16 protein-coding genes are annotated in these 21,873 nt (G+C 72.3%); 8 read left to right on the top strand and 8 right to left on the bottom strand.

What is annotated here, in order from left to right; genetic code table 11:
* Window positions 1–22: 22 nt before the first annotated feature.
* On the bottom strand, window positions 23–4,537 hold the full coding sequence (locus tag ACWGKT_RS30130; protein WP_453276168.1) for a DUF6531 domain-containing protein: 4,515 nt from the start codon (window positions 4,535–4,537) through the stop codon (window positions 23–25).
* A gap of 86 nt (window positions 4,538–4,623) precedes the next feature.
* Between ACWGKT_RS30130 and ACWGKT_RS30125 the strand changes: the two genes are divergently transcribed.
* Both ACWGKT_RS30125 and ACWGKT_RS30120 read left to right on the top strand, forming a co-directional pair.
* Complete coding sequence (locus tag ACWGKT_RS30125; protein WP_453276167.1) at window positions 4,624–5,793, top strand: DUF6183 family protein; 1,170 nt, start codon at window positions 4,624–4,626, stop codon at window positions 5,791–5,793.
* Between the two features lie 55 nt (window positions 5,794–5,848).
* Entirely contained in the window at window positions 5,849–6,304 is a 456-nt protein-coding gene (locus ACWGKT_RS30120; protein WP_453276166.1) for a hypothetical protein, read from the top strand.
* Window positions 6,305–6,311: 7 nt separating this feature from the next.
* On the opposite strand, the gene ACWGKT_RS30115 is transcribed toward ACWGKT_RS30120, so the two are convergent.
* From ACWGKT_RS30115 to ACWGKT_RS30100, 4 genes are all read right to left on the bottom strand, one after another.
* Window positions 6,312–7,565 (bottom strand): MFS transporter, encoded by a 1,254-nt coding sequence (locus ACWGKT_RS30115; protein WP_453276165.1) that lies wholly within the window; start codon window positions 7,563–7,565, stop codon window positions 6,312–6,314.
* Window positions 7,562–8,878, bottom strand: coding sequence for a GH1 family beta-glucosidase (locus tag ACWGKT_RS30110; RefSeq protein WP_453276164.1), 1,317 nt, complete (start codon window positions 8,876–8,878; stop codon window positions 7,562–7,564). The genes ACWGKT_RS30115 and ACWGKT_RS30110 overlap by 4 nt, the downstream gene beginning before the upstream one ends.
* A 315-nt stretch (window positions 8,879–9,193) precedes the next feature.
* Window positions 9,194–9,460 carry a protealysin inhibitor emfourin gene (locus ACWGKT_RS30105; protein ID WP_356150473.1) on the bottom strand — a complete coding sequence of 89 codons (267 nt, stop codon included), beginning with the start codon at window positions 9,458–9,460 and terminating at the stop codon, window positions 9,194–9,196.
* Between the two features lie 21 nt (window positions 9,461–9,481).
* A complete protein-coding gene (locus ACWGKT_RS30100; protein ID WP_453276163.1) occupies window positions 9,482–10,552 on the bottom strand; it encodes a M4 family metallopeptidase in 1,071 nt (356 codons plus the stop codon).
* 336 nt (window positions 10,553–10,888) lie between these two features.
* Here ACWGKT_RS30100 and leuA point away from each other — a divergent pair, with 336 nt between their 5' ends.
* The 6 genes from leuA (at window position 10,889) to ACWGKT_RS30070 (ending at window position 18,990) form a co-directional block, all read left to right on the top strand.
* A complete protein-coding gene (leuA, locus tag ACWGKT_RS30095; RefSeq protein WP_453276162.1) occupies window positions 10,889–12,610 on the top strand; it encodes a 2-isopropylmalate synthase in 1,722 nt (573 codons plus the stop codon).
* Between the two features lie 183 nt (window positions 12,611–12,793).
* A complete protein-coding gene (locus tag ACWGKT_RS30090; protein ID WP_235452264.1) occupies window positions 12,794–13,489 on the top strand; it encodes a tellurite resistance TerB family protein in 696 nt (231 codons plus the stop codon).
* Window positions 13,490–13,632: 143 nt separating this feature from the next.
* Window positions 13,633–15,786 carry an MMPL family transporter gene (locus ACWGKT_RS30085; protein ID WP_453276161.1) on the top strand — a complete coding sequence of 718 codons (2,154 nt, stop codon included), beginning with the start codon at window positions 13,633–13,635 and terminating at the stop codon, window positions 15,784–15,786.
* A 47-nt stretch (window positions 15,787–15,833) separates the two neighbouring features.
* On the top strand, window positions 15,834–17,060 hold the full coding sequence (locus ACWGKT_RS30080; protein ID WP_453276209.1) for a sensor histidine kinase: 1,227 nt from the start codon (window positions 15,834–15,836) through the stop codon (window positions 17,058–17,060).
* Window positions 17,057–17,722: a response regulator transcription factor gene (locus ACWGKT_RS30075; RefSeq protein ID WP_356150485.1), complete on the top strand. Its 666-nt coding sequence runs from the start codon at window positions 17,057–17,059 to the stop codon at window positions 17,720–17,722. The genes ACWGKT_RS30080 and ACWGKT_RS30075 overlap by 4 nt, the downstream gene beginning before the upstream one ends.
* Window positions 17,723–17,724: 2 nt before the next feature.
* Window positions 17,725–18,990 (top strand): sialidase family protein, encoded by a 1,266-nt coding sequence (locus tag ACWGKT_RS30070; RefSeq protein ID WP_453276160.1) that lies wholly within the window; start codon window positions 17,725–17,727, stop codon window positions 18,988–18,990.
* On the opposite strand, the gene ACWGKT_RS30065 is transcribed toward ACWGKT_RS30070, so the two are convergent.
* From ACWGKT_RS30065 to ACWGKT_RS30055, 3 genes are all read right to left on the bottom strand, one after another.
* Entirely contained in the window at window positions 18,921–19,856 is a 936-nt protein-coding gene (locus ACWGKT_RS30065) for a dihydrodipicolinate synthase family protein (protein ID WP_453276159.1), read from the bottom strand. The genes ACWGKT_RS30070 and ACWGKT_RS30065 overlap by 70 nt on opposite strands.
* Window positions 19,856–20,872, bottom strand: a complete 1,017-nt coding sequence (locus ACWGKT_RS30060) for an oligopeptide/dipeptide ABC transporter ATP-binding protein (protein WP_453276158.1) — start codon at window positions 20,870–20,872, stop codon at window positions 19,856–19,858. Before ACWGKT_RS30060 ends, ACWGKT_RS30065 begins: the two co-directional genes overlap by 1 nt.
* On the bottom strand, window positions 20,869–21,873 hold a 1,005-nt coding region (locus ACWGKT_RS30055), incomplete at its 5' end, for an ABC transporter ATP-binding protein (RefSeq protein ID WP_453276157.1). The genes ACWGKT_RS30060 and ACWGKT_RS30055, both read right to left, overlap by 4 nt.

Genomic DNA, 21,873 nt, shown 5'->3' with positions numbered 1-21,873 from the left:
CCGCCGGACGGGCCCCGCCGCCTCATATCGGGTACGCCGTGTGGATGTTGCCGTCGCGGATGATGACTTCCACGACGCTGGTCTCCTTCCCGCTGCCGTTGATGCCGACGGGGCTGCCGTAGTCGAAGCGGTGGATGTGTGTGTCCTGGCCGGCCCGGGCGCGGGGGTTGGGCTGGGCGGGCGTGCCGTCGATGCCCTCCCTGAGGCGCTTGCCCAGAACGAAGTTGTCGCCGTCCCAGAAGAAGTCCTCGTGGAACTCGCCGGGCAGACTCGGTTCGGGACCGGTGGGGTCGGCCATCTCCCGGACCCGGTCCTGCGCGCCGGGTCCGTGCTGGCCCTCGATGTGGGCCTCCCGCTCCGATGTGATCCCGTGACTGCCCGAGCCCGAGCAGCTCACCAGCCCCCATGGGTCGGTCCAGCGCAGCGGGTCGCGGACATAGGCGTGGTGGTTCGGCGCGGGGGCCAGACCCAGCGGGTCGGGGCTGATGTATCGGGCGTTGTCGGGGTCGTAGTAGCGGCGGAAGTTGTAGCGCAGGCCGGTCTCGTCGTCGTGATACTGGCCCGGGAAGCGCAGCGGGCAATCGGCCGGGCCGGCCGCGCCCCCGACGGGTGTGCCCCACAGGGTGGTGCGGGACCGCCAGGCGATCCGGCCCTCCTCGTCGACCAGCTCGGTCGGGGTGCCCACCAGGTCGGTCACGATGGCGTAGAAACGGCGGTCGACCTCGTCCTGGTCGACCTGGAGCAGTGCCCGGTCGGTGCCGGGTGCCCACTCCCAGGTCCTGGTGGGGCTACCCGAGCCGGACTGCTCCGCCAGATGCGAGCCGTCCCAGACGAAGACGGTCTCCTCGGCCGGCAGACCGTCCTCGCCGGGTGACCGCTTGGCGACCCGCCGCCCGAGACCGTCGTAGACGTACGTCCAGTGGCGCCCGTCCGGGGTGGTCACGTGGGTGAGCCGGTCGTCGGCGTCCCAGGTGTACGTCCACTCGCGCCTGCCGCCGGACAGGAGTTTGCGCGACTGGCGCACCAGACGCCCCTGGGCGTCGTGGACGTACGTGATGTGGCCGGCCCGGCGCACGAGCGTGCCGTCGTGGATGCGTTCGCCCTGGGGGCCCTCGGGAGTGTCGGCCCGGCTGACGTTCCCGGCAGCGTCGTACGCGTAGCGCTCCGACCATCCGGTTGCCGAGACCGTCTCCACCCGGCCGAGGCGGTCGTGCGTGAACCGGCGGGTGCCGTAGGTCTGGTCGTCGACCGCGCTCAGGCCGCCGTCCGGCCCGTAGGCGTACGAGCGGCGCAGCAGCGGTTCGGCGGCGGGGGCCGCCTCCGCGGGGGCGAGCTGGGCGACCGTCTGGCCGGTCAGCCGGTGACCGGCGTCCCACTCCTGGGAGAGCACCGCCGTCTCGCCGAACCGCCGCTCGGTCTCGTGCCCGGACGATCCGTAGCCGAAGGCCAGCGTGTTGCCGTCGAGCCGGACCTCGGTGGGACGGTTGTTCGCGTCCCACCGCCACCCGCTCACGGCGCCCGACGGGGTGCGCCGCTCCACCCGCCGGCCCAGTACGTCGTACGTCGAGTGCAGGGCGCTGCCGTTGCACTCCTCGGTGACGACACGGCCCGCCGCGTCGCGGGTGAACGTCACAACCGTGTCCGGGGTGACGGCCGCCGTCAGCTGGCCGACGGGGTCGTAGGCGAAGCCGGCGACCACGTCCCCGGAACGTCGCTCCACGATCCGGCCGCACGCGTCCCGCACGTAGACGGTGGTCTCGCCCGCGCCGTTGGTCCGTGCGGTCAGCCGCCCTGCCGCGTCGTAGGTGTAGCCGACGGTACGGCCGTTGAAGTCGGTCTCGCTCACCAGTCGCCCCGCCGGGTCGTACGCGTACGACCAGGTCGCCCCCGACGCGCTCGTCACCGAGGCCAGCCGCAGCTCGGTGTCGTACACGAACCGCATGGTCGAGCCGTCCGCCTCGGTGCGGGCGCTGAGGAGGTCGAAGTGGGTGAAGGCGTGGGTGACGGAGCGGCCGTCCGGCCCGCTGTAGTGGACCGTGTTCCCCTCGCCGTCGTAGGTCCAGCGTTCGGTGGCCCCGCCGGGCATCGTCCGCTCGGCGGGGCGGTTCTCCACGGTCCAGCTGGTCCGGGTGGTCGCGCCGGTGGCGTCGACGGAGGCGACGATGCGCCCCAGCGAGTCGCGGACGACACGGGTGGTACCACCCAGCGGTGCGGTGATCGCGTCGGGCAGGCCCAGGGGGCCGGACTCCACGTGGTGCACCGCCCCCAGCGCGTTGGTGACACTGCGCAGCTCGCCGCGGGAGTCGTACGCGTACCTGGTCACCGCGCCCGCCGGATCCACGGTCGCGGTCGGCCGGCCCTGCTCGTCGTAGGCGTAGCCGCGTCTGGCACCGGTCGGCAGAGTGATCCACAGGGGCCGGTCGGAGGAGTCGTACTCCGCGGTGGTGACCGAGCCGTCGGGCCGGATCACGGCCGTGAGGTTGCCACGCTCGTCGTAGTGGAAGCGGGAGGTGTTGCCGAGCGGGTCCGTGCGGGACAGCATCCGGTCGTGGGCGTCCCACTCGGCACGGGAGGTGTTGCCCAGCGGGTCGGTCTGGGCGACGAGCTGCAGGCGCTCGTTGTACCGGTAGACGGTCGTGTGGCCCAGCGAGTCCGTGTAGCGCGTCTCACGGGCTTCGGGGTTGTAGGCGACGGTGCAGGAGAGGAAGCCGTCGGCACCCTCGCCGCGTATGCACCGGTCCTGGTCGTCGTAGGTGAAGCGGTACCAGGATCCGTTGCGGTCGGTCCAGGAGGTGACGCGCCCCTGGGGGTCGTACGTGAGGCGCAGCGGAAGGCCGCTGGAGTTGTGGACCTCGGTGAGATGGCCGTCCTCGCCGTACCCGTAGCGCAGCAGCGTCGTCCCCTCGGACCCGCCCTCGGCGTCGGGCAGCCGCAGCCCGACGACGCGGCCGTCGGAGGTGTCGACGTGCAGATGGCGGCCGGCCGAGTCGCGGACGGCGACCGGAGCGCCGGTCTCGTCGCGGTCGAAGTCGACGCGCCGTCCCTCCCTGTCGGTGATCGCGGCCAGGGGCAGGGTGAACGACTCGTGCGTGGGTGCCGGGCGGAGTGGTGGTGCGAAGTGACGGGTGCGGCCGGTGGCCGGGTCGCTGATGCGCAGCGGCGCTCCGGGCGCGCCGTCCCAGTCCAGCGGCCAGCGCGGGCCCGCCAGAGGCATGACGGAGGTGCCCGGAGTGGGTACGGGGTAGACGAGGATCATGCCGTCCTCGGCCGCGAAGACGGCGCCGTCGGCGTCGAGTTCGAGACGCTCGTCCAGTGTGGCGGCCCAGGTGGGTCCGTACCAGCGGCCCCAGTGGTAGGACGACACGTGCGTGCGCCGCAGCACGAACGGGATGAGACCGGGCAACTCGACGTCCGTCTCCTCCATGAGCATCTCGCCCGTGACCATGTCGATCGGGTCGCCGTTCTTGCAGCGACCCTTGGTCGGCTTGCACTTCTCCAGAAGGTTGTCGGCGCCCTTGCGCAGCCCCTTGCCGAGCCCCTTGGCCATGCCCTTGAGGCCCATCTTGCCCAGGCCCTTCATGCCCTTGGCGAGCTTGCCGAGGCTGGTGATGCCCTTGCCGCCGGGTATGCAGTCCATGGCAGCGAAGGCCACGTCCAGCAGACCGGCCTGGCCTTTTGAGTATTTGTAGAGCGTGTCGGCGAGCACGACGAGGGCCGCGATCAGCACGATCGCGCCGAGGATCGGCCCGCCGATGATCATCGCGATGATGCCGACGACCGCGACGACGACCTTGCAGACGGCGACGATCGTGTCCCAGTTGTCCTCGAACCAGTCGCCGATGTCCTCCCACCACGACCGGTTCTGGATCCCCGCGTCCGACGCCTCGTCGATCTTCGTCTTCGCCTCGCGCGCCGCCTCGTCGCGCATCTTGCGCGCGTCCTCGGCCATCTTCTTGGCCGCGTCGAGCGCGTTCTGCGCGGTGGTGACGTCCGTCTGCGCCTTGGTGTGGGCCGACTTGGCGTTCTGCGCGTCCCGGGTCGCGGCCCGGACCTTCGCCTCGTCGGGCTTGTCGGCGTCGCTCTTGCTGCCGGTCGGGTCGTCCTTGTACTTGTCGGCTTCCTTGTTGGCCCGCGTCACCCACGAATCGGCCGACGAGAGCCGGGACTTGGCCGAGGTGAGGTCGTCCTTGGCCTCCTTCGCCTTGGCCAACGCCTTGTCCGCAAGCGACTGCGCCCGCTCCAGCTTCGGCCAGTAGTCGGTGAGCGCGTCGCCGCACATCTCGTACGACGTCTTCAGCTTCTTCAGGTTCTTCGGGACATCACCGAACTGGTCCTTGAAGACCTCCGCGGACTTGCCCGCCCACTCCAGCAGCGTGTCCTCGCCCGCCATGCCCTTGACCAGACGCAACGCCTCGGACACGTCGTGGGCGAAGTCGTGCAACTGCTTCGCCAGCGAACGCACGCGCTGCGGATCACCCGGAGTCGGGTCCTTGTCCAGGTCCAGCGGATCCCAGTTCGCCGGCCGATGCCCCACCATGTCCCTGCAACCCCCGTCGCCTTGGCTCACACATTGCCCGTATGCCTCGGCAAAGTTACTTGATCCTGTGTTCGTAGACTTCGGGTGTGAGCGACTACCACATGACGCCCGGCGGCGGAGATTCCCCGCGGCCGCTCTGGGAACGGCCGGAGCCGGAGCTGGTGCAACTGGCCGAGCACCGCCCCTCCGAGTTGTACGAAGCGGCGGAGCGGCTGTGCCGCGGGACGGCCGGTGCCGCGCTCCGGGGCGCCTGGGTGGTGCGCGCCGTCGGGCGGATCGCCGAGGTGCTCGCCGCGACGCCGTCGCGGGAGTGCGCCCGGTTCGCCGCGGACATCGTGGGCCGGTTGCTGCCCCTGACGGGCGAGCGGGACGGGGCGAGCGTCCGGCTGCTGCGCGCGGTGGCCGAGAAGCTGGCCACGTCGCAGCAACCGCGGGATCTGGAGCCCCTGTTCGGTGTGCTGCCCGACAGTCCGGTCGACCCGGAGGTCGAGGTACGGGCCTGTCTGCTCGGTGAGTTGTCGCTGCTGGGCGCGGGACGTGTCCGGCCCGCGCCGGACGCGTACGCGGAGCGGCTGCGGGAGCTGGGACACCCGTTGGCCCGGTTGCCCAGGACCAGGTTGGACATCGAGCACCGGTTCGGCGTCCGCGTTCGCGGGCTGGGGCCGGTCAAGACGACGGCCCAGCTCCGCACGCGCTTCCCGGAGGTGCCGTCCTCGGAGTCCGGCGCGGCGGCCGGGCGGACAGCGGCTCAGGCACCCGACGACGACCGTGCCCGGGCCGCCGCGCGACCCTTCACCGCCGGTGGCTGGTCCCGGACCCCCGAGGCACGCTTCTTCCTCCTGCCGCACCCGCTCGACCCGGACGACTTCGGCTTCTCCTTCCTCCGGGAACTGCCCCTGGCCAGTCTGGCGGGCGAGGGCACGCGCACCGGGGGCTCCGTGGCCTGCCGGACGACCCCCGACGATGTGCTGGGCGAGCTGTTCTCGGCCGCCCGCAACGGCGGGGTGAACGGCGGCGCGCAGGGCGGCGCCTACGCGCGGCTGTACGCGTGGGAGAGCTTCTACGCCCTGCTGAGGCTGCCCGCCGACGTTCCGTTCCTGGATGCCGTGCGGTACGGCATCGACCACCGGTGGCTGCGCTTCATGGCGTTCACGCCCTGGTTCCACCACGACACCGCGGACCTGGCCTTCGCGGTCCTCGACCCCTCCGGCACCAGGGTCGCGGTCCTGACGGCGACCGACACCGACGCGGCCTGAGACGGCGTCAAGGGGTCGGCATCCGGTGCTCCGGGCCCGCCCCTAGGCTGGCCGCATGGGCTTCTTCGACAGACTGACCGGCACCAAGTACCCGCAAAGCGGGGTGCCTTCGCTGCCGTCCACGGAGCTCCGGGCCGCGCTGCTCGCGCTCAATGGCCCGGATGTGCCGTGGGTCGTGCGGCACGCCACCGCCGAGGAGGGCGGTGACCTGGTGGCGGAGTGGCGGGTGCCGGAACTGCGCCTTAGGCTCCGCACCAGGATGCTCCTCGTCCCGGCCGACCGCGAGGTGCGCACCCTCCAGGAGCAGTGGGAGGCGCGGTCGGGCGAGCGCAGCTACGGGCGCGGTCCGGCCACCACGGTCTCCCGCGGGTGGAGGTACGAGCGGGGTGAAGACGGCCGTCGGCACAGGGTCGAGACGTTCCGCTTCGACTCGCGACAGATGCGGGATCCCCTGCGGGACACGGTCCTCGGAGCGGGGTGGACCTGGCGGGGAAGGCTGTTCCGGATGTGAGGGCCTCTCAGTCGACCCCCCGTATCCGGCCCACCAGCCCCGCCCCCACCAGCCCGATCACCGCCGCCACCAGGTACAGCACCCGGTATCCGCCGAGATACGTGACGATCGGCGCGGCGAGCGCGGGCGCCGCCACCTGCGGCAGGGCGTTGGCCACGTTGATGACGCCCAGGTCCTTGCCCCGGTCCGTCGCCTTGGGCAGCACGTCCGTCATCAACGCGAAGTCGACCGAGGTGAACACGCCGAAACCGATCCCCAGCACCGCCGCCGCGACGATCGCCCCCGGCCAGGTCTGCCAGGCCGACAGGAGCGCCGTGGCGACCGCCATCAGCGCCCCGGACCAGAGCACGAACGGCTTGCGCCGCCCCGTACGGTCCGACCAGACCCCGCCCACCACGACCGTCGCCAGCAGGGTCAGACCGTTGACCGCCGTCAAGATCAGCACGCCCTCGTCGGGGTCGTGGTAGTACAGCCGGTCCCGCAGGTAGTACAGGAGGTACAGCAGCACCAGGGAATTGCTCAGGTTGATCAGGAACCGGGTCAGCCAGGCCCAGCCGAGGTCGGGGTACCGGCGCGGGCTCAGCCAGAAGCCCGCGAGGAAGGTCCGCCAGGACCACGGCGGCCTCTCCCGCGGCGCGAGGCGCGGGTCCCCGTACCGCAGTACGTACGGCAGCACGCCCACCACCGTGAACACGGCGCACGCCGCATACCCGGCCGCGATGCCGCCCGCCGCCGTCGCCAGCCCGGTCCCGCCGACCACGCCGAGGATCTGGGCCGCGCCCAACCAGCCGCCCACCGCCCCGCGTTGGAGCCGCGGCACCTGGTCGGGCACCGCCGCCGTCACCGCCGCGAAGGCCGCGTTGAGCGTCAGCTGGACCAGGCACCAGCCCAGCGTCATCGTGCCCATGCCGCCCGCGCCGGCGAGCAGCAACAGCGCCAGCGCGCCGCCCGCCGACCCGGCCACGATCCACGGCGTGCGGCGGCCCCACCGGGCCGTCGTCCGGTCGGACAGCGCGCCGAAGAGCGGGTTGGCGACCAGCGAGACGACCGCGCCGACGCCGGTCACCCACGCCAGCAGCGTCTCCTTGGACATGCCGGAGCCGGGAGCGAAGTCCTTCGCCTGGGAGGCGAGCAGGATCTGCAGCGGGCCGAACCAGCCCACCCAGATCGCCCCGTTGGCGAGCGAGAGCGCCGCCGTCCAGCCCCGGCCGACCCGCTCGACCGGCTCGGCCAGCGCGCTCGACGGACCCACCGTCGTCATCTCTGGGCCCGCAGCAGCTCCTGGAGCCAGCCGTACGACGCCTTCGGGGTCCGCTCCAGCGTCCCGTAGTCCACGTGCACGAGACCGAACCGCCGTGCGTACCCCTCCGCCCACTCGAAGTTGTCGAGCAGCGACCAGACGAAGTAGCCGCGGACGTCCACCCCGGACTCCAACGCCTCGTGCAGCGCCCGCACATGCCCGTCCAGGTAGGCGATCCGGTCCTGGTCGTCGATGCCCTCGTACGAGCAGCCGTTCTCGGTGATGACGACCGGCGGCAGCCGTTCGCCGTAGCGGTCCTTGAAGCCGGTCAGCAGCTCCGTGAGCCCTTCGGGGACGACCGGCCAGCCGAAGTCGGTGACCGGGCGGTCCTCGATCTCCTGGACGGAGAAGGGGAGTTCGGCCGGGATGGTCAGTCCGCCGAACTCGCTGTCCGCGCCCTGCGGCGCGCCGACCTTGGTCGGGGCGTAGTAGTTGATGCCGTACCAGTCGACGGGCTCGGCGATGACCAACAGGTCGGACTCGACGTCGCCCGGCATCAACTCGCCGAGCCCGTCCGGGTATTCACCCAGGATGACCGGCTCGGCGAACAGGCGGTTCAGCAGCAGGTCGTAGAAGCCGGCCGCCTCCAGGTCGGCCTGCTCCCGCGAGGCGGGCCAGGTCGGGCCGTGGGAGTTGGCGATGCCGATGTCCCTCGCCCCGGCCGCGCGCAGGGCGCGGACCGCCAGACCGTGGGCCAGCAGCTGGTGGTGGGCCACCGGCAGGGCGTCGAAGAGGAGCCGCTTGCCCGGGGCGTGCGCGCCGAGGGCATGGCCCAGCAGGGTGTGCTCGGCGGGCTCGTTGAGGGTGATCCACTTGGTGACGCGGTCGCCGAGGCGCTCCGCGACCAGCGACACGTAGTCGGCGAACCGTGTCGCCGTGTCCCGCTCCAGCCAGTCCAGCTCCACCGGCAGGTCCCAGTGGAAGAGGGTCGGGACGGGGCGGACGCCGGCCGCGCACAGCTCGTCCACCAGCCGGTCGTAGAAGTCGAGGCCGCCTGGGGAGTTCACGCGCGGCCAGGAGATGGAGAAGCGGTACGCGTCCACGCCCAGGCCGGCCAGGAGCGCCACGTCCTCGCGGTAGCGGTGGTAGTGGTCGCAGGCCACCGCCGCCGTCGAGCCGTCCTTCACCCGCCCTGGCTCGGCCGTGAACGCGTCCCACACGGACGGCTCGCGCTCGTCCACCGCCCCCTCGATCTGATGGGCCGAGGTCGAGACGCCCCACAGGAAGCCGGCCGGGAACTGAGGTATCGGGTTCGTCGCCATGGCCCGGATCATCCGTACCGGCGGTAACAGAAGTCAACGCCCGGGCGCGAACTGCTGGTTGCTTGCCCCTTGCTCCGCTGGGGCTAAGGCCTGTCGCCACATTCCCGTCTGCCCCGCGACGCCTGGCACGCTCCCCCAAGCTCTTCGAGCAGGGGGGACCCCCACTCGCCGCACCGGGCGAAAGCCCAAGTACGTCCAGTACGAGGACTTCCGCCCGGCACGCCAAGAGCATGCTCCCCCGAGCTCTCGGCTGCGCTCGAGCAGGGGGGACCCCCATGACGCCGCAGGGCCGCCCTTCGGGCGACGACGGGAATGTGACGACAGGCCCTAGGCCCCCTCCTTCAGGACCCGCGAGATCAGCTGCCGCTGCTCCTCGGTCAGCCGGGGGTCCGCCGCGTACACGGTCCTCCCGTCCACCGTGATCTCGTAGCCGAAGCCGTCCGGTACTCCGACGGGCCGTGTGCTGCGGCCGGCGGCGACCGCCTTCTCGGCCAGGGCCTGCCACTCGTGGGCATCGGGCCGCCCCGAGGTGTCCACCTCGGCGTACCGCTCGATGCCCGCGAATCCACCCGTGCGCCTCACCTGAATACGCATGGGTCTCTGTCTAGTACGGAACTAGAGCGTGCGCACCCCGACCTGCTCCCAGGCCTTGAGGACGGCCTGGAGCTCCTCGCCCTCGCCGTAGCGGGCCCGCGCCGCCTTGACGGTCAGCGTGGCGAAGTCCGCGAAGACGGCCCGCTGCTGCAGTTCGCCGCCGGTCAGCACGTCGTACCAGACCTGCCCGGCCCGCTCCCAGGCGTTGCCGCCGAGGGCGGTGGCGGCCAGGTAGAAGGCGTGGTTGGGGATGCCGGAGTTGATGTGCACGCCGCCGTTGTCCCGGCCGGTGTGGACGAAGTCGTCCATCGTCGCGGGCTGCGGGTCCTTGCCGAGGACGTCGTCGTCGTAGGCCGTGCCCGGGGCCTTCATGGAGCGCAGCGCGGTGCCGGTGACGCGCGGGGCGAGCAGGCCCGCGCCGATCAGCCAGTCGGCCTCGGCGGCGGTCTGGCCCAGCGAGTACTGCTTGATCAGCGAGCCGAAGACGTCGGAGAGCGACTCGTTGAGCGCGCCCGACTGCCCGAAGTAGGTGAGGTTCGCCGTGTACTGGGTGACGCCGTGGGTCAGCTCGTGGCCGATGACGTCGATCGGGATGGTGAAGTCGAGGAAGATCTCGTTGTCCCCGTCGCCGAACACCATCTGCTCGCCGTTCCAGAAGGCGTTGTTGTACTCCTTGTCGTAGTGGACGCTGGCGTCCAGGGGCAGGCCGCTGCCGTCGATCGAGTCCCGCTGGTAGGCGTTCAGATAGAGCTCGAAGGTGGCGCCGAGACCGTCGTGGGCGCGGTTGACGGTGACGTCCTTGACCGGGTCCTCGCCCTCGGCGCGGACCTTCTTGCCGGGCAGCTCCGTGTGGTGCCGGCAGTCGTAGATGGTGCGGTGCGGCTGGTTGGGCGCCGCGGCGGCGGGCGGGGCGACGCTGGGCGCGCCGATGACGGTGGTCAGCCGGCGGTGGGTGCGCTCGTAGGCGTCGCGCTCCAGGGTGCGGCGGGCGGGTCCGGCGAGCGCGGGGTCCTCGTGCTGGGCGAGCTTGTCGAGAACGTGCGGCGGAACGATGGTGCAGAAGACGGGCTCAAAGCCCCCGTTGGTCGTCATGCCCGGCACCCTTGCACTGCGTTACGTCGATGTCACTACCCGCAACCATGATTGGTGAAATACGCGGACATGTATCCCCTGACTTCACCCCCGAGTGGTATGGCGCACCTTTTATCCTATTTGCCCGGCGGGTCCCGCATACTGATACGGACCCGCGTGTCCGGCGCGGCTCGGCTAGGCTGCGGAGCATCATGCGTTTCGGGCTGCTTCTCCTTAGCTGCCGCGGCGAGGGCCTGTAGTCAAGGCCGACTCCCTCCCCGCGGAGCTTGGTGTTGCGTCGTCGGCCGTCCTTCCGGACACCGGACACACCGGACTTCTAGAGGAGCCCACGCAATCATGGCGAACCGCCAGCAGCCCAGTTCCATGCCGATCCACAAGTACGGCCGGTACGAGCAGGTCGACATCCCGGACCGCTCCTGGCCCCAGAAGCGGATCACCGCCGCCCCGCGTTGGCTCTCCACCGATCTGCGCGACGGCAACCAGGCCCTGATCGACCCCATGTCGCCCGAGCGCAAGCGCCGGATGTTCGACCAGCTGGTCAAGATGGGCTACAAGGAGATCGAGGTCGGCTTCCCGGCCTCCGGTCAGACCGACTTCGACTTCGTGCGCTCGATCATCGAGGAAGAGGGCGCGATCCCGGACGACGTCACGATCTCCGTACTGACCCAGGCCCGCGAGGACCTGATCGAGCGCACGGTGGAGTCGCTGAAGGGTGCCAGGCGCGCCACCGTCCACCTGTACAACGCCACCGCCCCGGTCTTCCGCCGGGTCGTCTTCCGCGGCTCCAAGGACGACATCAAGCAGATCGCCGTCGACGGCACCCGCCTGGTGATGGAGTACGCCGAGAAGCTGCTGGGCCCCGAAACCGAGTTCGGCTACCAGTACTCGCCGGAGATCTTCACCGACACCGAGCTGGACTTCGCGCTGGAGGTCTGCGAGGCGGTCATGGACGTCTGGCAGCCCGGCCCGGGCCGCGAGATCATCCTGAACCTGCCCGCCACGGTCGAGCGCTCCACCCCCTCCACCCACGCCGACCGCTTCGAGTGGATGGGCCGCAACCTGTCCCGCCGCGAGCACGTCTGCCTGTCCATCCACCCGCACAACGACCGCGGCACGGCCGTCGCCGCCGCCGAGCTGGCCCTGATGGCCGGCGCCGACCGCGTCGAGGGCTGCCTGTTCGGCCAGGGCGAGCGCACCGGCAACGTCGACCTGGTCACCCTGGGCATGAACCTGTTCTCCCAGGGCGTCGACCCGCAGATCGACTTCTCCGACATCGACGAGATCCGTCGTACGTGGGAGTACTGCAACCAGATGGAGGTCCACCCGCGCCACCCGTACGTGGGCGACCTGGTCTACACGTCCTTCTCCGGCTCCCACCAGGACGCCATCAAGAAGGGCTTCGACGCCATGGAGGCCGACGCCGTGGCCAAGGGCGTCACCGTCGACGACATCGAGTGGGCCGTCCCGTACCTGCCGATCGACCCGAAGGACGTCGGCCGCTCCTACGAGGCCGTCATCCGGGTCAACTCGCAGTCCGGCAAGGGCGGTATCGCCTATGTCCTGAAGAACGACCACAAGCTGGAACTGCCGCGCCGGATGCAGATCGAGTTCGCGAAGCTCATCCAGGCCAAGACGGACGCCGAGGGCGGCGAGGTCACGGCGGGCGACATCTGGTCGGTCTTCCAGGACGAGTACCTGCCGAACCCGGACAACGCGTGGGGCCGCATCCAGGTCCGCACCGGCCAGTCGACCACCGACACGGACGGCGTCGACACGCTGACCGTCGAGGCCACCGTCGACGGCGAGGACACCGTCCTGTCCGGCACCGGCAACGGCCCGATCTCCGCCTTCTTCGACGCTCTGCAGTCCATCGGCATCGACGTACGCCTGCTTGACTACCAGGAGCACACGATGAGCGAGGGCGCCTCCGCGCAGGCCGCCTCGTACATCGAGTGCGCGATCGACGGCAAGGTTCTGTGGGGAATCGGCATCGACGCGAACACGACGCGTGCGTCGCTCAAGGCGGTCGTGTCCGCCGTCAACCGCGCGACCCGCTGATACCTCTGACCGGCACTTTCGGAACTCCGGCCGCCCTGTACGGCGGCCGGAGTTCCGTCGGTTATCGGCCATCCTGACGGGCAGGTCACGGAAAGGTCTCCTCCGGGGTACTGACTCCACCTCAACAATGTGGCTAACATCACGCCAGCGCGGCGATGTTGCCGCGGCCTTAGGAGGTGCGACGTGCTGCCAGTACGGGGACGAGACGGCCGTGCCACCAGGCCTGTGCGCATCATGGGCACCCGCACCGCGTGGACGCCCGTCGGCGACGGCGAGTTCTTCTGCCCGGGTTGCGGGGGCGACCGCAACTACCAGCGGCTCACCGGGCGCCGCCGCTTCACCCTGCTGGGCGTGCCCGTGCTGCCGCGCGGCGCGACCGGACCCGTCGTGGAGTGTGCGGCCTGCCGCCACCACTTCGGCACCGACGTCCTCGACCATCCGACCACCTCCCGCTTCTCCGCGATGCTCCGCGACGCCGTGCACACCGTCGCCCTGGCCGTGCTGGCGGCCGGCGGCACCTGCTCGCGCACGTCGCTGGAGGCCGCCGCGGGCGCGGTCCGCGGGGCCGGCTTCCCGGACTGCACCGAGGACCAGCTCGCCGCACTGGTGGACGCGTTGGCCGCGGACACCGGCCGGGTCTTCGACCAGCCCTGCGGCGCGAGCCTGGCCATAGAGCTGCACGAGTCCCTCGACCCGCTGGCCCCGCACCTGGCCGGACCCGGCCGTGAGTCGATCCTCCTCCAGGCCGCCCGCATCGCCCTCGCCGACGGCCCCTACACCCCCGCCGAACGCGAGGTCCTCATCACCATCGGCGCCGCCCTCACCATCTGCTCGGACGACGTGACCCGGCTGCTGGCGGCCGCGCGTACGCCGTCCTGATACTCCCCGGGGAGTAGTCGGGCCGCCCGGCCACCCGGCGGAGTACCCCCGAACTCGCCCTCCCGCGCGACGATTCGCGCCCGCCGCGGCGGAAGTCTGGAGACCGTACCCAGACATCCGCTCCGGAGGGAGGGCCCGTTTCCATGGGGGCCGCAGAAACGAGACGTACCCGACGGCGGGCCATTCCGTGGCTGCTGCTCGCGCTGTGGATCGGCGTGCTCGCACTCGCCTCGCCGTACGCCTCGAAACTCGCCGACGCGCAGCGCAATCAGGTCACCGACTACCTGCCGGCGAGCGCCGACTCCACTCAGGTCGCGAAGATCCAGCACGAGCTGCCGGGCGGTGAGAGCACCGAACTGGTCGTCGTCTACCACCGCGACGGCGGGCTCACCGCCGCCGACCGGGCCGCGGCGGGGGAGCGGCTCGCGACGATCGCCCGGCAGCACCGGCTGACGGGCACACCGCGCGGCGTCCCGTCCCGGGACGGCACCACCCTCATGTACCCGGTCGCCAGCAATGAGCCCGGGACCGACGAGAAGAAGCGCGACGCCCTCGTCGACGACGTCCGCCGGATCGCCCGGGACCCCGGGGACTCCGCGGACGCCAAGGGCACAGCCGGGCTGACGGTCGAGGTCGGCGGCCCCGCCGCGCTGTCCACCGACGCCTCCGAGGTCTACGCCGGACTCGACGGACCGCTGCTCTACACGACCGTGGCCGTCGTCGCCGTACTGCTCGTCCTCATCTACCGCAGCCCGCTGCTGTGGCTGGTCCCGCTGGTCGTCGCCGGCAGCGCCGACTTCCTGTCCATGGGCGTGGCCTACGGCCTCAACCAGGCCTTCGGCACGACCATCTCGGGCCAGAGCCAGGGCGTGATGACCATCCTCGTCTTCGGCGCCGGCACCGACTACGCCCTGCTGCTCGTCTCCCGGTACCGGGAGGAGCTGCGGCGCCACGAGCGGCCGTACGACGCGATGCGCGCCGCGCTGCGCGGCTGCGGGCCCGCCGTGCTCGCCTCCTCCGGCACGGTGGCCGCCGGACTGCTGTGCCTGCTCGCCGCCGACCTCAACTCCAGCCGCGGGATGGGCCCGCTGGGCACCGTCGGCGTGCTGTGCGCCCTCGCCACCATGCTGACCCTCCTGCCGGCCGTCCTCGTCCTGCTCGGCCGCCGGGTGTTCTGGCCGCTGGTGCCCGCGTACGGCAGCACGCCCAAGGCCCGCCGGTCACTGTTCGCCGCGATGGGCACCTCCGCCGGGCGCCGCCCGCGCACCGTGCTCGCCGCCGGTGCCGTCCTGCTCGGCGCGCTCGCGCTCGGCGCCCTGAACCTGCCCGGCGCGCTCAAGCAGCAGGACACCTTCGTCGACCGGCCCGAGTCCGTGGCCGCCATCGAGACCCTCGCGCGGGCCTACCCCGAGCGGTCCGCCCAGCCCATCGACGTCATCACCCCGGCGGACCGGGCCGACGCCACCCTGGCCACGGTCCGCGGCACCCACGGCGTCGTGAGCGCGCAGCGGGGCCGCACCGGCGGGGGCTGGACCGAGGTCTCCGTGATCACCGCAGCGCCACCCCAGTCCGCGGCCGAGACCGCCACCATCAAGGAGCTCCGGCACACGCTCAAGGGCTCCTACGTCGGCGGCCCCAGCGCCCAGCAGCTCGACCTGAAGGACACCGACGCCCGCGACCGGCTGGTCGTCGTGCCGATCGTCCTCCTCTCCGTCCTGCTGATCCTGGTCGCCCTGCTGCGCTCCCTGGTCGCGCCGCTGATCCTGGTGGCCGCGGTGGTCGCGGTGTGGGGCGCGGCGCTCGGCATCGGCGGGCTGGTGTTCGGACCGCTGCTCGGCCTGCACGGCACGGATCCCGGCCTCGGGCTGCTGTCCTTCGTCTTCCTGGTCGCCCTCGGCGTCGACTACGGCATCTTCCTCATGCACCGCATGCGGGAGGAGTCCCTGCGCCTTGCGGAGCCGGAGGCTCAGGCGCCCCGGAGGCGGAGCATCAAAGAGCACGGCGCCGAACCGGCCGCCGCCGCGCTCACCGCGCTGCGCACCACCGGCGGGGTGATCGCCTCCGCGGGACTCGTCCTCGCGGCCACCTTCGCGGTCCTCGTCACCATGGGTCTGGTCCCGCTCGTCGAGCTCGGCTTCGTCATCGCGGTCGGTGTGCTGCTGGACACCTTCCTCGTCCGGACCTATCTGGTGACCAGCGCGAGCGTGGCGCTGGGCCGGGCGGTGTGGTGGCCGGGCCGGCTGTCGCGGGCACCGGAGCCGGTGGCGCCGCGACCCGCGCCGGAGCCGGTGAGCTGACGTACCGGGCGCCCCTGCCCGACGCGGGGGCGCCCGCCTACCGGAAGATGAACCTCGTGCAGGCAATCCTCATCGACAGTCGGCCCGGCCCCGGCACCCGGATCCGCGCGGCCCTCGGGTTCGCGCCCCGCGACACCCTGCGGCAGGACGCGGCCCTCGCGGCCGGCCTCGCCGTCGTCGCGTCCGTCCTCGCGGCCGCCGGCCTCGGCAGCGGGCGGGATCCGGACGCGCTCGGCTGGACCCTGCTGCTCACGGCCCATGTGCCGCTGGTGTGGCGGCGGCGGGCGCCGATGGCGGTGCTGTGCGTCGCGCTCGCGCCGATCGTCACGTACCACGAACTCGACTTCAACCACTCCGCGCCCACCGCCGCCTCGATGGCCGCGCTCTACACCGTGGCGGAGACCCGGAACCTGCGGCGCACCCTGCTGATCGGGGCCGGCGTCATCGGGCTCATGGTGATCCTGAAGATCGACGACGGCATGGCCGGGGTCGCTCAGAGCATGCGTATCACCGGCTGGGTCATCGCCATGCTCGTCATCGGCGGCTACATCCGCGTCCACCGGGAGAACGTGGCCGCCGCCGTGGAGCGGGCCGAGCGCGCCGAGCGCACCCGCGAGGAGGAGGCCCGCCGCCGGGTGGCCGAGGAGCGCCTGCGCATCGCCCGCGACCTGCACGACCTCCTCGCCCACAGCATCACCCTGATCGGCGTCCGGACCTCGGTCGCCGCGCACGTCCTCGCCGCCGACCCCGCACGACTGGACCGCGAGGCCGTCGCCCAGGCCCTCGACGACATCGCCGAGACCTGCCGCACGGCCCGCGGTGAGATCCGTACGACCCTGGAGGTCCTGCGCGACGAGGAGCACGGCTCGCCGGACAACCGGGGCCCCCTGCCCGGCCTGCACGGTCTGCCCGACCTCGCGGCGGCCGCGCGGGCGGCGGGGCCGGCCGTGGAGCTGACGGTACGGGCCGAGGAGGTGCCGCCCGCCGTCGGCGCGGCCGCCTACCGCATCGTGCAGGAGGCGCTCACCAACGCGGTCCGGCACGGCGGGCGGGCCGACCTGTCCGTACGGGTCAGCGTCGCCGAGCGGGACGGCGCGCTGCGCGTCGAGGTCACCGACGACGGCGCGGGCGCCGCGGACGGCACCCCCGGCTTCGGACTGGTCGGCATGCGGGAGCGGGCCCGCAGCGTGGGCGGCACGCTGGAGGCCGGGCCCTCGGCGCGGGGCGTGGGCTTCGAGGTGACGGCGGAACTGCCGCTGGAGGGAGCGCGGTGAGCCCCGTCCGTGTGCTGCTCGCCGACGACCAGACCCTCGTACGGGCCGCCTTCGCCATGCTCGTCGAATCGGCGCCGGACATGGAGGTCGTCGGTCAGGCCGGCACCGGCCGCGAGGCCCTGCGGCTGGCCCGCCAGGAGCGCCCCGACCTCGTCGTCATGGACATCCGCATGCCCGACCTCGACGGCATCGAGGCCACCCGGCTCATCGCCGCCGACGAGGAGCTGGCCGGGGTGCGGGTGCTGGTCCTCACCACCTACGACACCGACGAGAACATCGTCGAGGCGCTGCGCGCGGGCGCGTCGGGCTTCCTGGTCAAGGACACCCGTCCGGTGGAACTTCTCGACGCGATCCGGACGGTGGCGGCGGGCGACTCCCTGCTCTCCCCGGGCCCGACGGCCCGCCTCATCACCCGCTTCCTGCGCAGCCCCTCCGCGCCGACGGCGGGCGGCCCCGAATGTCTCTCCGACCGGGAGCGCGAGGTCCTCACCCTGGTCGCACGGGGTCTGAACAACACGGAGATCGCCGACGCCCTGGGCCTGAGCCCGCTGACGGCCAAGACCCACGTCAGCCGGATCATGGGCAAGCTGGGGGCCCGGGACCGGGCGCAGTTGGTCATCGTGGCGTATGAGTCGGGGATGGTGACGCCGGGAAGCATGTAACGGTGACCCAATTGAGCCGCACTCTCATCGCCGTCACCGCGCTCCTCACCCCGCTCACCGTCACCCAGGCCGCCGCCACCGAGGCCGCCACCCCCGGTTGCGCGTCCTCCGTGCCGTACGTCTCCGGTGAGGGCGGCTACGACACGTACCGCATCCCCGCCACCGTCACCACCCCGGGCGGAGTCGTCCTCGCCTTCGCCGAGGGCCGGCACAACGGCGCGGGGGACACCGGCGACATAGACGTGGTGCTCAGGCGGTCCGCCGACGGCGGCTGCACCTGGGGGCCGATGGGCGTGGTCGCCGCCGGGGACGGGGACACCCGGGGCAACCCGGCGCCGGTGGTCGATCCGCGCAGCGGCGACGTCGTGCTGCTCACCTCGTACAACAGCGGGGCCGTGACGGAGGCGCAGATCATGCGCGGCGAGGTCACGCCCGAGCAGAGTCGCCGGGTGTTCGTGCAGCGCAGCCGGGACGGCGGCCGCCACTTCACGCCCCCGCGGGACATCACGGCCGAGGTGAAGCCGGCCCGCTGGCGCTGGTACGCCACCGGTCCCGGGCACGCCCTCGCCCTGACCCGGGGCCCGCACCGGGGCCGCCTGGTCGTGCCCGCCAACCACTCGGCCGCCCCGCCCCCGGGCTCCCCGGACACCGGCCAGGAGTCCCGGTACTACGGCGCCCACGCCCTCTACAGCGACGACGGGGGCCGCACCTGGCGGCTGGGCTTCGTCGACGACTCGTACGACGGCGTGAACAACTCCAACGAGAGCACCGCCGCCCAGCTCCCGGACGGCAGGCTCTACTTCAACTCCCGCGACCAGAACGGCAGCAGCCCGGGCAACCGCCTCGACAGCTACTCCTTCGACGGCGCGCGGACCCTCGACCGCCCCTACACCGTCCAGCCCACCCTGAACGACGTCCCGGTGGTCGAGGGCTCCGTCCTGCAACTGCGCGGCGGCACGGCCCCGCTGCTGTTCTCCGGGCCGTCCGTGCCCAGCGCCCGCCAGTCGATGGCGATCTGGCGCAGCACGGACGGCGGGGCGACCTTCACCAAGGAGCTGACCCTGTCCCAGCAGCGGGCCGCCTACTCCGACCTCGTGCAGCTGGGCCACGACACCGTCGGGATCCTGTACGAGACGGGAGTGTCGGGTACGTACGAGACGATCGAGTTCCGGCGGCTGCGGGGACTGGGTGCCCCGCGTCAGAGCAGTCCCGCGCCCGCCAGGAACTTCTCGACCTTCTCCAGCTCGGCTCCCGACAGCGGCACCTGAGGCTCCGCCGTCACCGGGCAGTCGATGATGCCGCGCAGGTGCAGCGCCGCCTTGAAGGCGCCGAGGGCCGAGGAGCTGCCGCCCATCCGGGCGGGGTCGCCGGCGGTCACCATGCCGAACAGCGCGCACAGCCGCTCCTGCTCGGCCCGGGCGCCGTCCCAGTCGCCCGCCCGGCACAGGCGGTAGAGGCGGACGTAGCCGTGCGGGTCGACGTTGGCCAGGCCCGGCACGGCCCCGTCCGCGCCCAGCGCGAGGGCCGCGTCGACGACGAGCTCCGAGCCGGTGAGCACGCTGAAACCGGTCGTGTCCGGGCGGGCCGCGGCCTGGGTGACGACCTCCCGGAACCCGGCCAGGTCGCCGCTGGAGTCCTTCAGGCCCGCCAGCACACCGTCGGCGGCCAGCTCCAGGACGAGGTCGGCGGGGAGCTTGCTGTGCACGGCGACCGGGATGTCGTACGCGATGGCCGGGACAGGGCTGCCCGCCGCGACCAGCCGGAAGTGGCGGGCGATCTCGGCGGGGTGGGTGCGGGTGTAGAAGGGGGCGGTGACGACGACCGCGTCCGCGCCGGCCGCCGTGACCTGCGCGACGTGGTCCAGCACCCGGGGGGTCGTCATGTCGATGACCCCGGCCAGGATCGGCAGCCGGCCGTCCAGGTGGGCGGCCACCGACTCGACCACCAGCCTGCGCTGCCGGTCCGTCAGATACGCGGCCTCCGAGGTCGAGCCGAGCAGGAACAGCCCCTGCACCCCGGCCTCCGCCAGGTGGTCGACCAGCCTGAGCAGCGAGGGGACGTCCACCTCGCGGTCCGGTGTCAGGGGCGTGCAGACGGGCGGTACGACACCGGTCAGCGGGGTGGGAAGAGTCATCAAGGCTCCCTGGGAAGACTCTGGCGCACGAGGTCGCGGGTCGACTGGTCCTCCCCCACAGGATGATGACAACGGTAGCGATGTCCCGGGCGCGACGCGGCCGAAAAGTCCGGCATGACCGAAACGCAGTGGTCGTCCGCCTTCCAACAGCGGGTCCGGAAGGGGCAGCCGCTCGGCGGACGGGTCGCCGACGGCACCGGGCCGGTCAGCGGGATCGGGTCGATCGGGTCGAGCAGACCGGGAGTGGCGGAGAACAGGGCCCGGGTGTACGGGTGCCGGGCCTGGTCGGTGACGCGGCCGGCCGGGGTCTCCTCGACGATCCGGCCGAGGTACATGGTGATCACGCGGTCGCTCATCCGCCGTACCGTCTGGATGTCGTGCGAGACGAAGACCAGGGCCAGGCCGAGACGTTCCTTCAGGTCCAGGAGGAGGTTGAGGATCTGGGCCCGCACCGAGACGTCGAGCGCGCTCGTGGGCTCGTCCGCGACCACCAGGTCGGGGTCCAGGGCCAGCGCGCGGGCGATGGCGACGCGCTGGCGCTGGCCGCCGGAGAGCTGGCCGGGCAGGGCGTCGGCGAGCGCCCGGGGCAGACCCACCAGGCCCATCAGCTCACGGACGCGTTCCTCGCGTCCCGTCCTCGTGCCCCGGTCGTGGACGTCCAGCGGGTCCCGCAGGATCCGCCGCACGGGCAGCCGGCGGTTCAGGGCCGTCGACGGGTCCTGGAAGATCATGCCGGCGCCGGCCCCGACGGCCGTCCGGCGCTCGGCGGGGGACATCGACCACAGGTCCCGGCCCTGGAAGGCGACCGCCCCGGAAGTCGGACGCTGGATGCCCACCAGCACCTTGGCCAGCGTCGACTTCCCGCAGCCCGACTCGCCCACCACACCCACCGTCTCACCGGGCGCGACGGCGAGGTCGGCGCCGGTCAGGGCGTACACCCGGTCCCGGGTGAACACCCCGCCGCTACGGGCCTTGTGGACGACATGGGCGTCCGACACCTGCACGACCGCGTTCACGTCACGGCCTCGCTCTCCGTCGTCACCGGATCGACCGCCGGATGGTGGCAGGCCGCCGTGTGCGTGGGCGTGCCCGTCAGGTCCGGCGCGGTGGTGTGGCACACCTCGCTCGCCAGCGGGCAGCGGTCCGCGAACCGGCAGCCCGCCGGGAAGTCGGCGGGCGACGGGACGACGCCCTTGATCTGCGTCATCCGCTCGGCCGCCGACTCCAGGGACAGCACGCTGCCGAGCAGCCCGCGCGTGTAGTGGTGGGCCGGTGCCGCCACCAGGTCGGCGGTCACACCCGTCTCCACGATCTGCCCGCCGTACATCACGACCACCCGGTCGGTGACGTCCGCGACCAGCGCCAGATCGTGCGAGACCAGGATCAGCGCGAAGCCCAGTTCCTCCCGCAGCCGCAGCAGCAGCTCTATGACCTGCGCCTGCACGGTCACGTCCAGCGCGGTCGTCGGCTCGTCGGCGACGATCAGCTTCGGGTCGCGGGACAGCGCCATGGCGATCAGCACGCGCTGGCGCTGGCCGCCGGAGAGCTCGTGCGGGTAGCTGCGCAGGGTGCGCTCGGGGTCGAGGCCGACCATCGTCAGCAGCTCCCGGGCGGAGCGCCTGCCGCCGCGCCGCACCAGCTGCCCCAGCTGGGCGCGGATGGTCATCGCCGGGTTCAGCGAGGACAGCGCGTCCTGGTACACCATCGCCATCTCGTGGCCGAGGAGCCGGCGCCGTACCCGCATCGGCTCGGCGAGCAGATCCCGCTGGTGGAACCGGATCTGGCCGCCGACCCGCGCGCCCTTGGGCTCCAGCCCCATGATCGTGAGGGCGGTCAGCGACTTGCCGCAGCCCGACTCGCCCACCAGGCCCAGCACCTCGCCGGGCCGCACCTCGAAGCTGATGCCGTCGACGATGTCCACGCCCCGGTGGCGCCCGGCGAAGCCGATGGCGAGGTTCTCCACCGCCAGTACCGGCTTGGCGCCCCGGGGGGCCAGCGGGCCGGGCCGGGGGACCAG

It is taken from the genome of Streptomyces sp. NPDC054794 (assembly GCF_053611585.1).
This window is presented reverse-complemented; position numbering and strand designations above follow the sequence as displayed.

Bases quoted from the DNA above. Each gene is read 5' to 3' on its own strand.
- ACWGKT_RS30130 (WP_453276168.1), bottom strand. From the start codon at position 4,537: ATGGTGGGGCATCGGCCGGCGAACTGGGATCCGCTGGACCTGGACAAG.
- ACWGKT_RS30120 (WP_453276166.1), top strand. From the start codon at position 5,849: ATGGGCTTCTTCGACAGACTGACCGGCACCAAGTACCCGCAAAGCGGG.
- ACWGKT_RS30115 (WP_453276165.1), bottom strand. From the start codon at position 7,565: ATGACGACGGTGGGTCCGTCGAGCGCGCTGGCCGAGCCGGTCGAGCGG.
- ACWGKT_RS30110 (WP_453276164.1), bottom strand. From the start codon at position 8,878: ATGATCCGGGCCATGGCGACGAACCCGATACCTCAGTTCCCGGCCGGC.
- ACWGKT_RS30105 (WP_356150473.1), bottom strand. From the start codon at position 9,460: ATGCGTATTCAGGTGAGGCGCACGGGTGGATTCGCGGGCATCGAGCGG.
- ACWGKT_RS30100 (WP_453276163.1), bottom strand. From the start codon at position 10,552: ATGACGACCAACGGGGGCTTTGAGCCCGTCTTCTGCACCATCGTTCCG.
- leuA (WP_453276162.1), top strand. From the start codon at position 10,889: ATGGCGAACCGCCAGCAGCCCAGTTCCATGCCGATCCACAAGTACGGC.
- ACWGKT_RS30085 (WP_453276161.1), top strand. From the start codon at position 13,633: ATGGGGGCCGCAGAAACGAGACGTACCCGACGGCGGGCCATTCCGTGG.
- ACWGKT_RS30080 (WP_453276209.1), top strand. From the start codon at position 15,834: ATGAACCTCGTGCAGGCAATCCTCATCGACAGTCGGCCCGGCCCCGGC.
- ACWGKT_RS30065 (WP_453276159.1), bottom strand. From the start codon at position 19,856: ATGACTCTTCCCACCCCGCTGACCGGTGTCGTACCGCCCGTCTGCACG.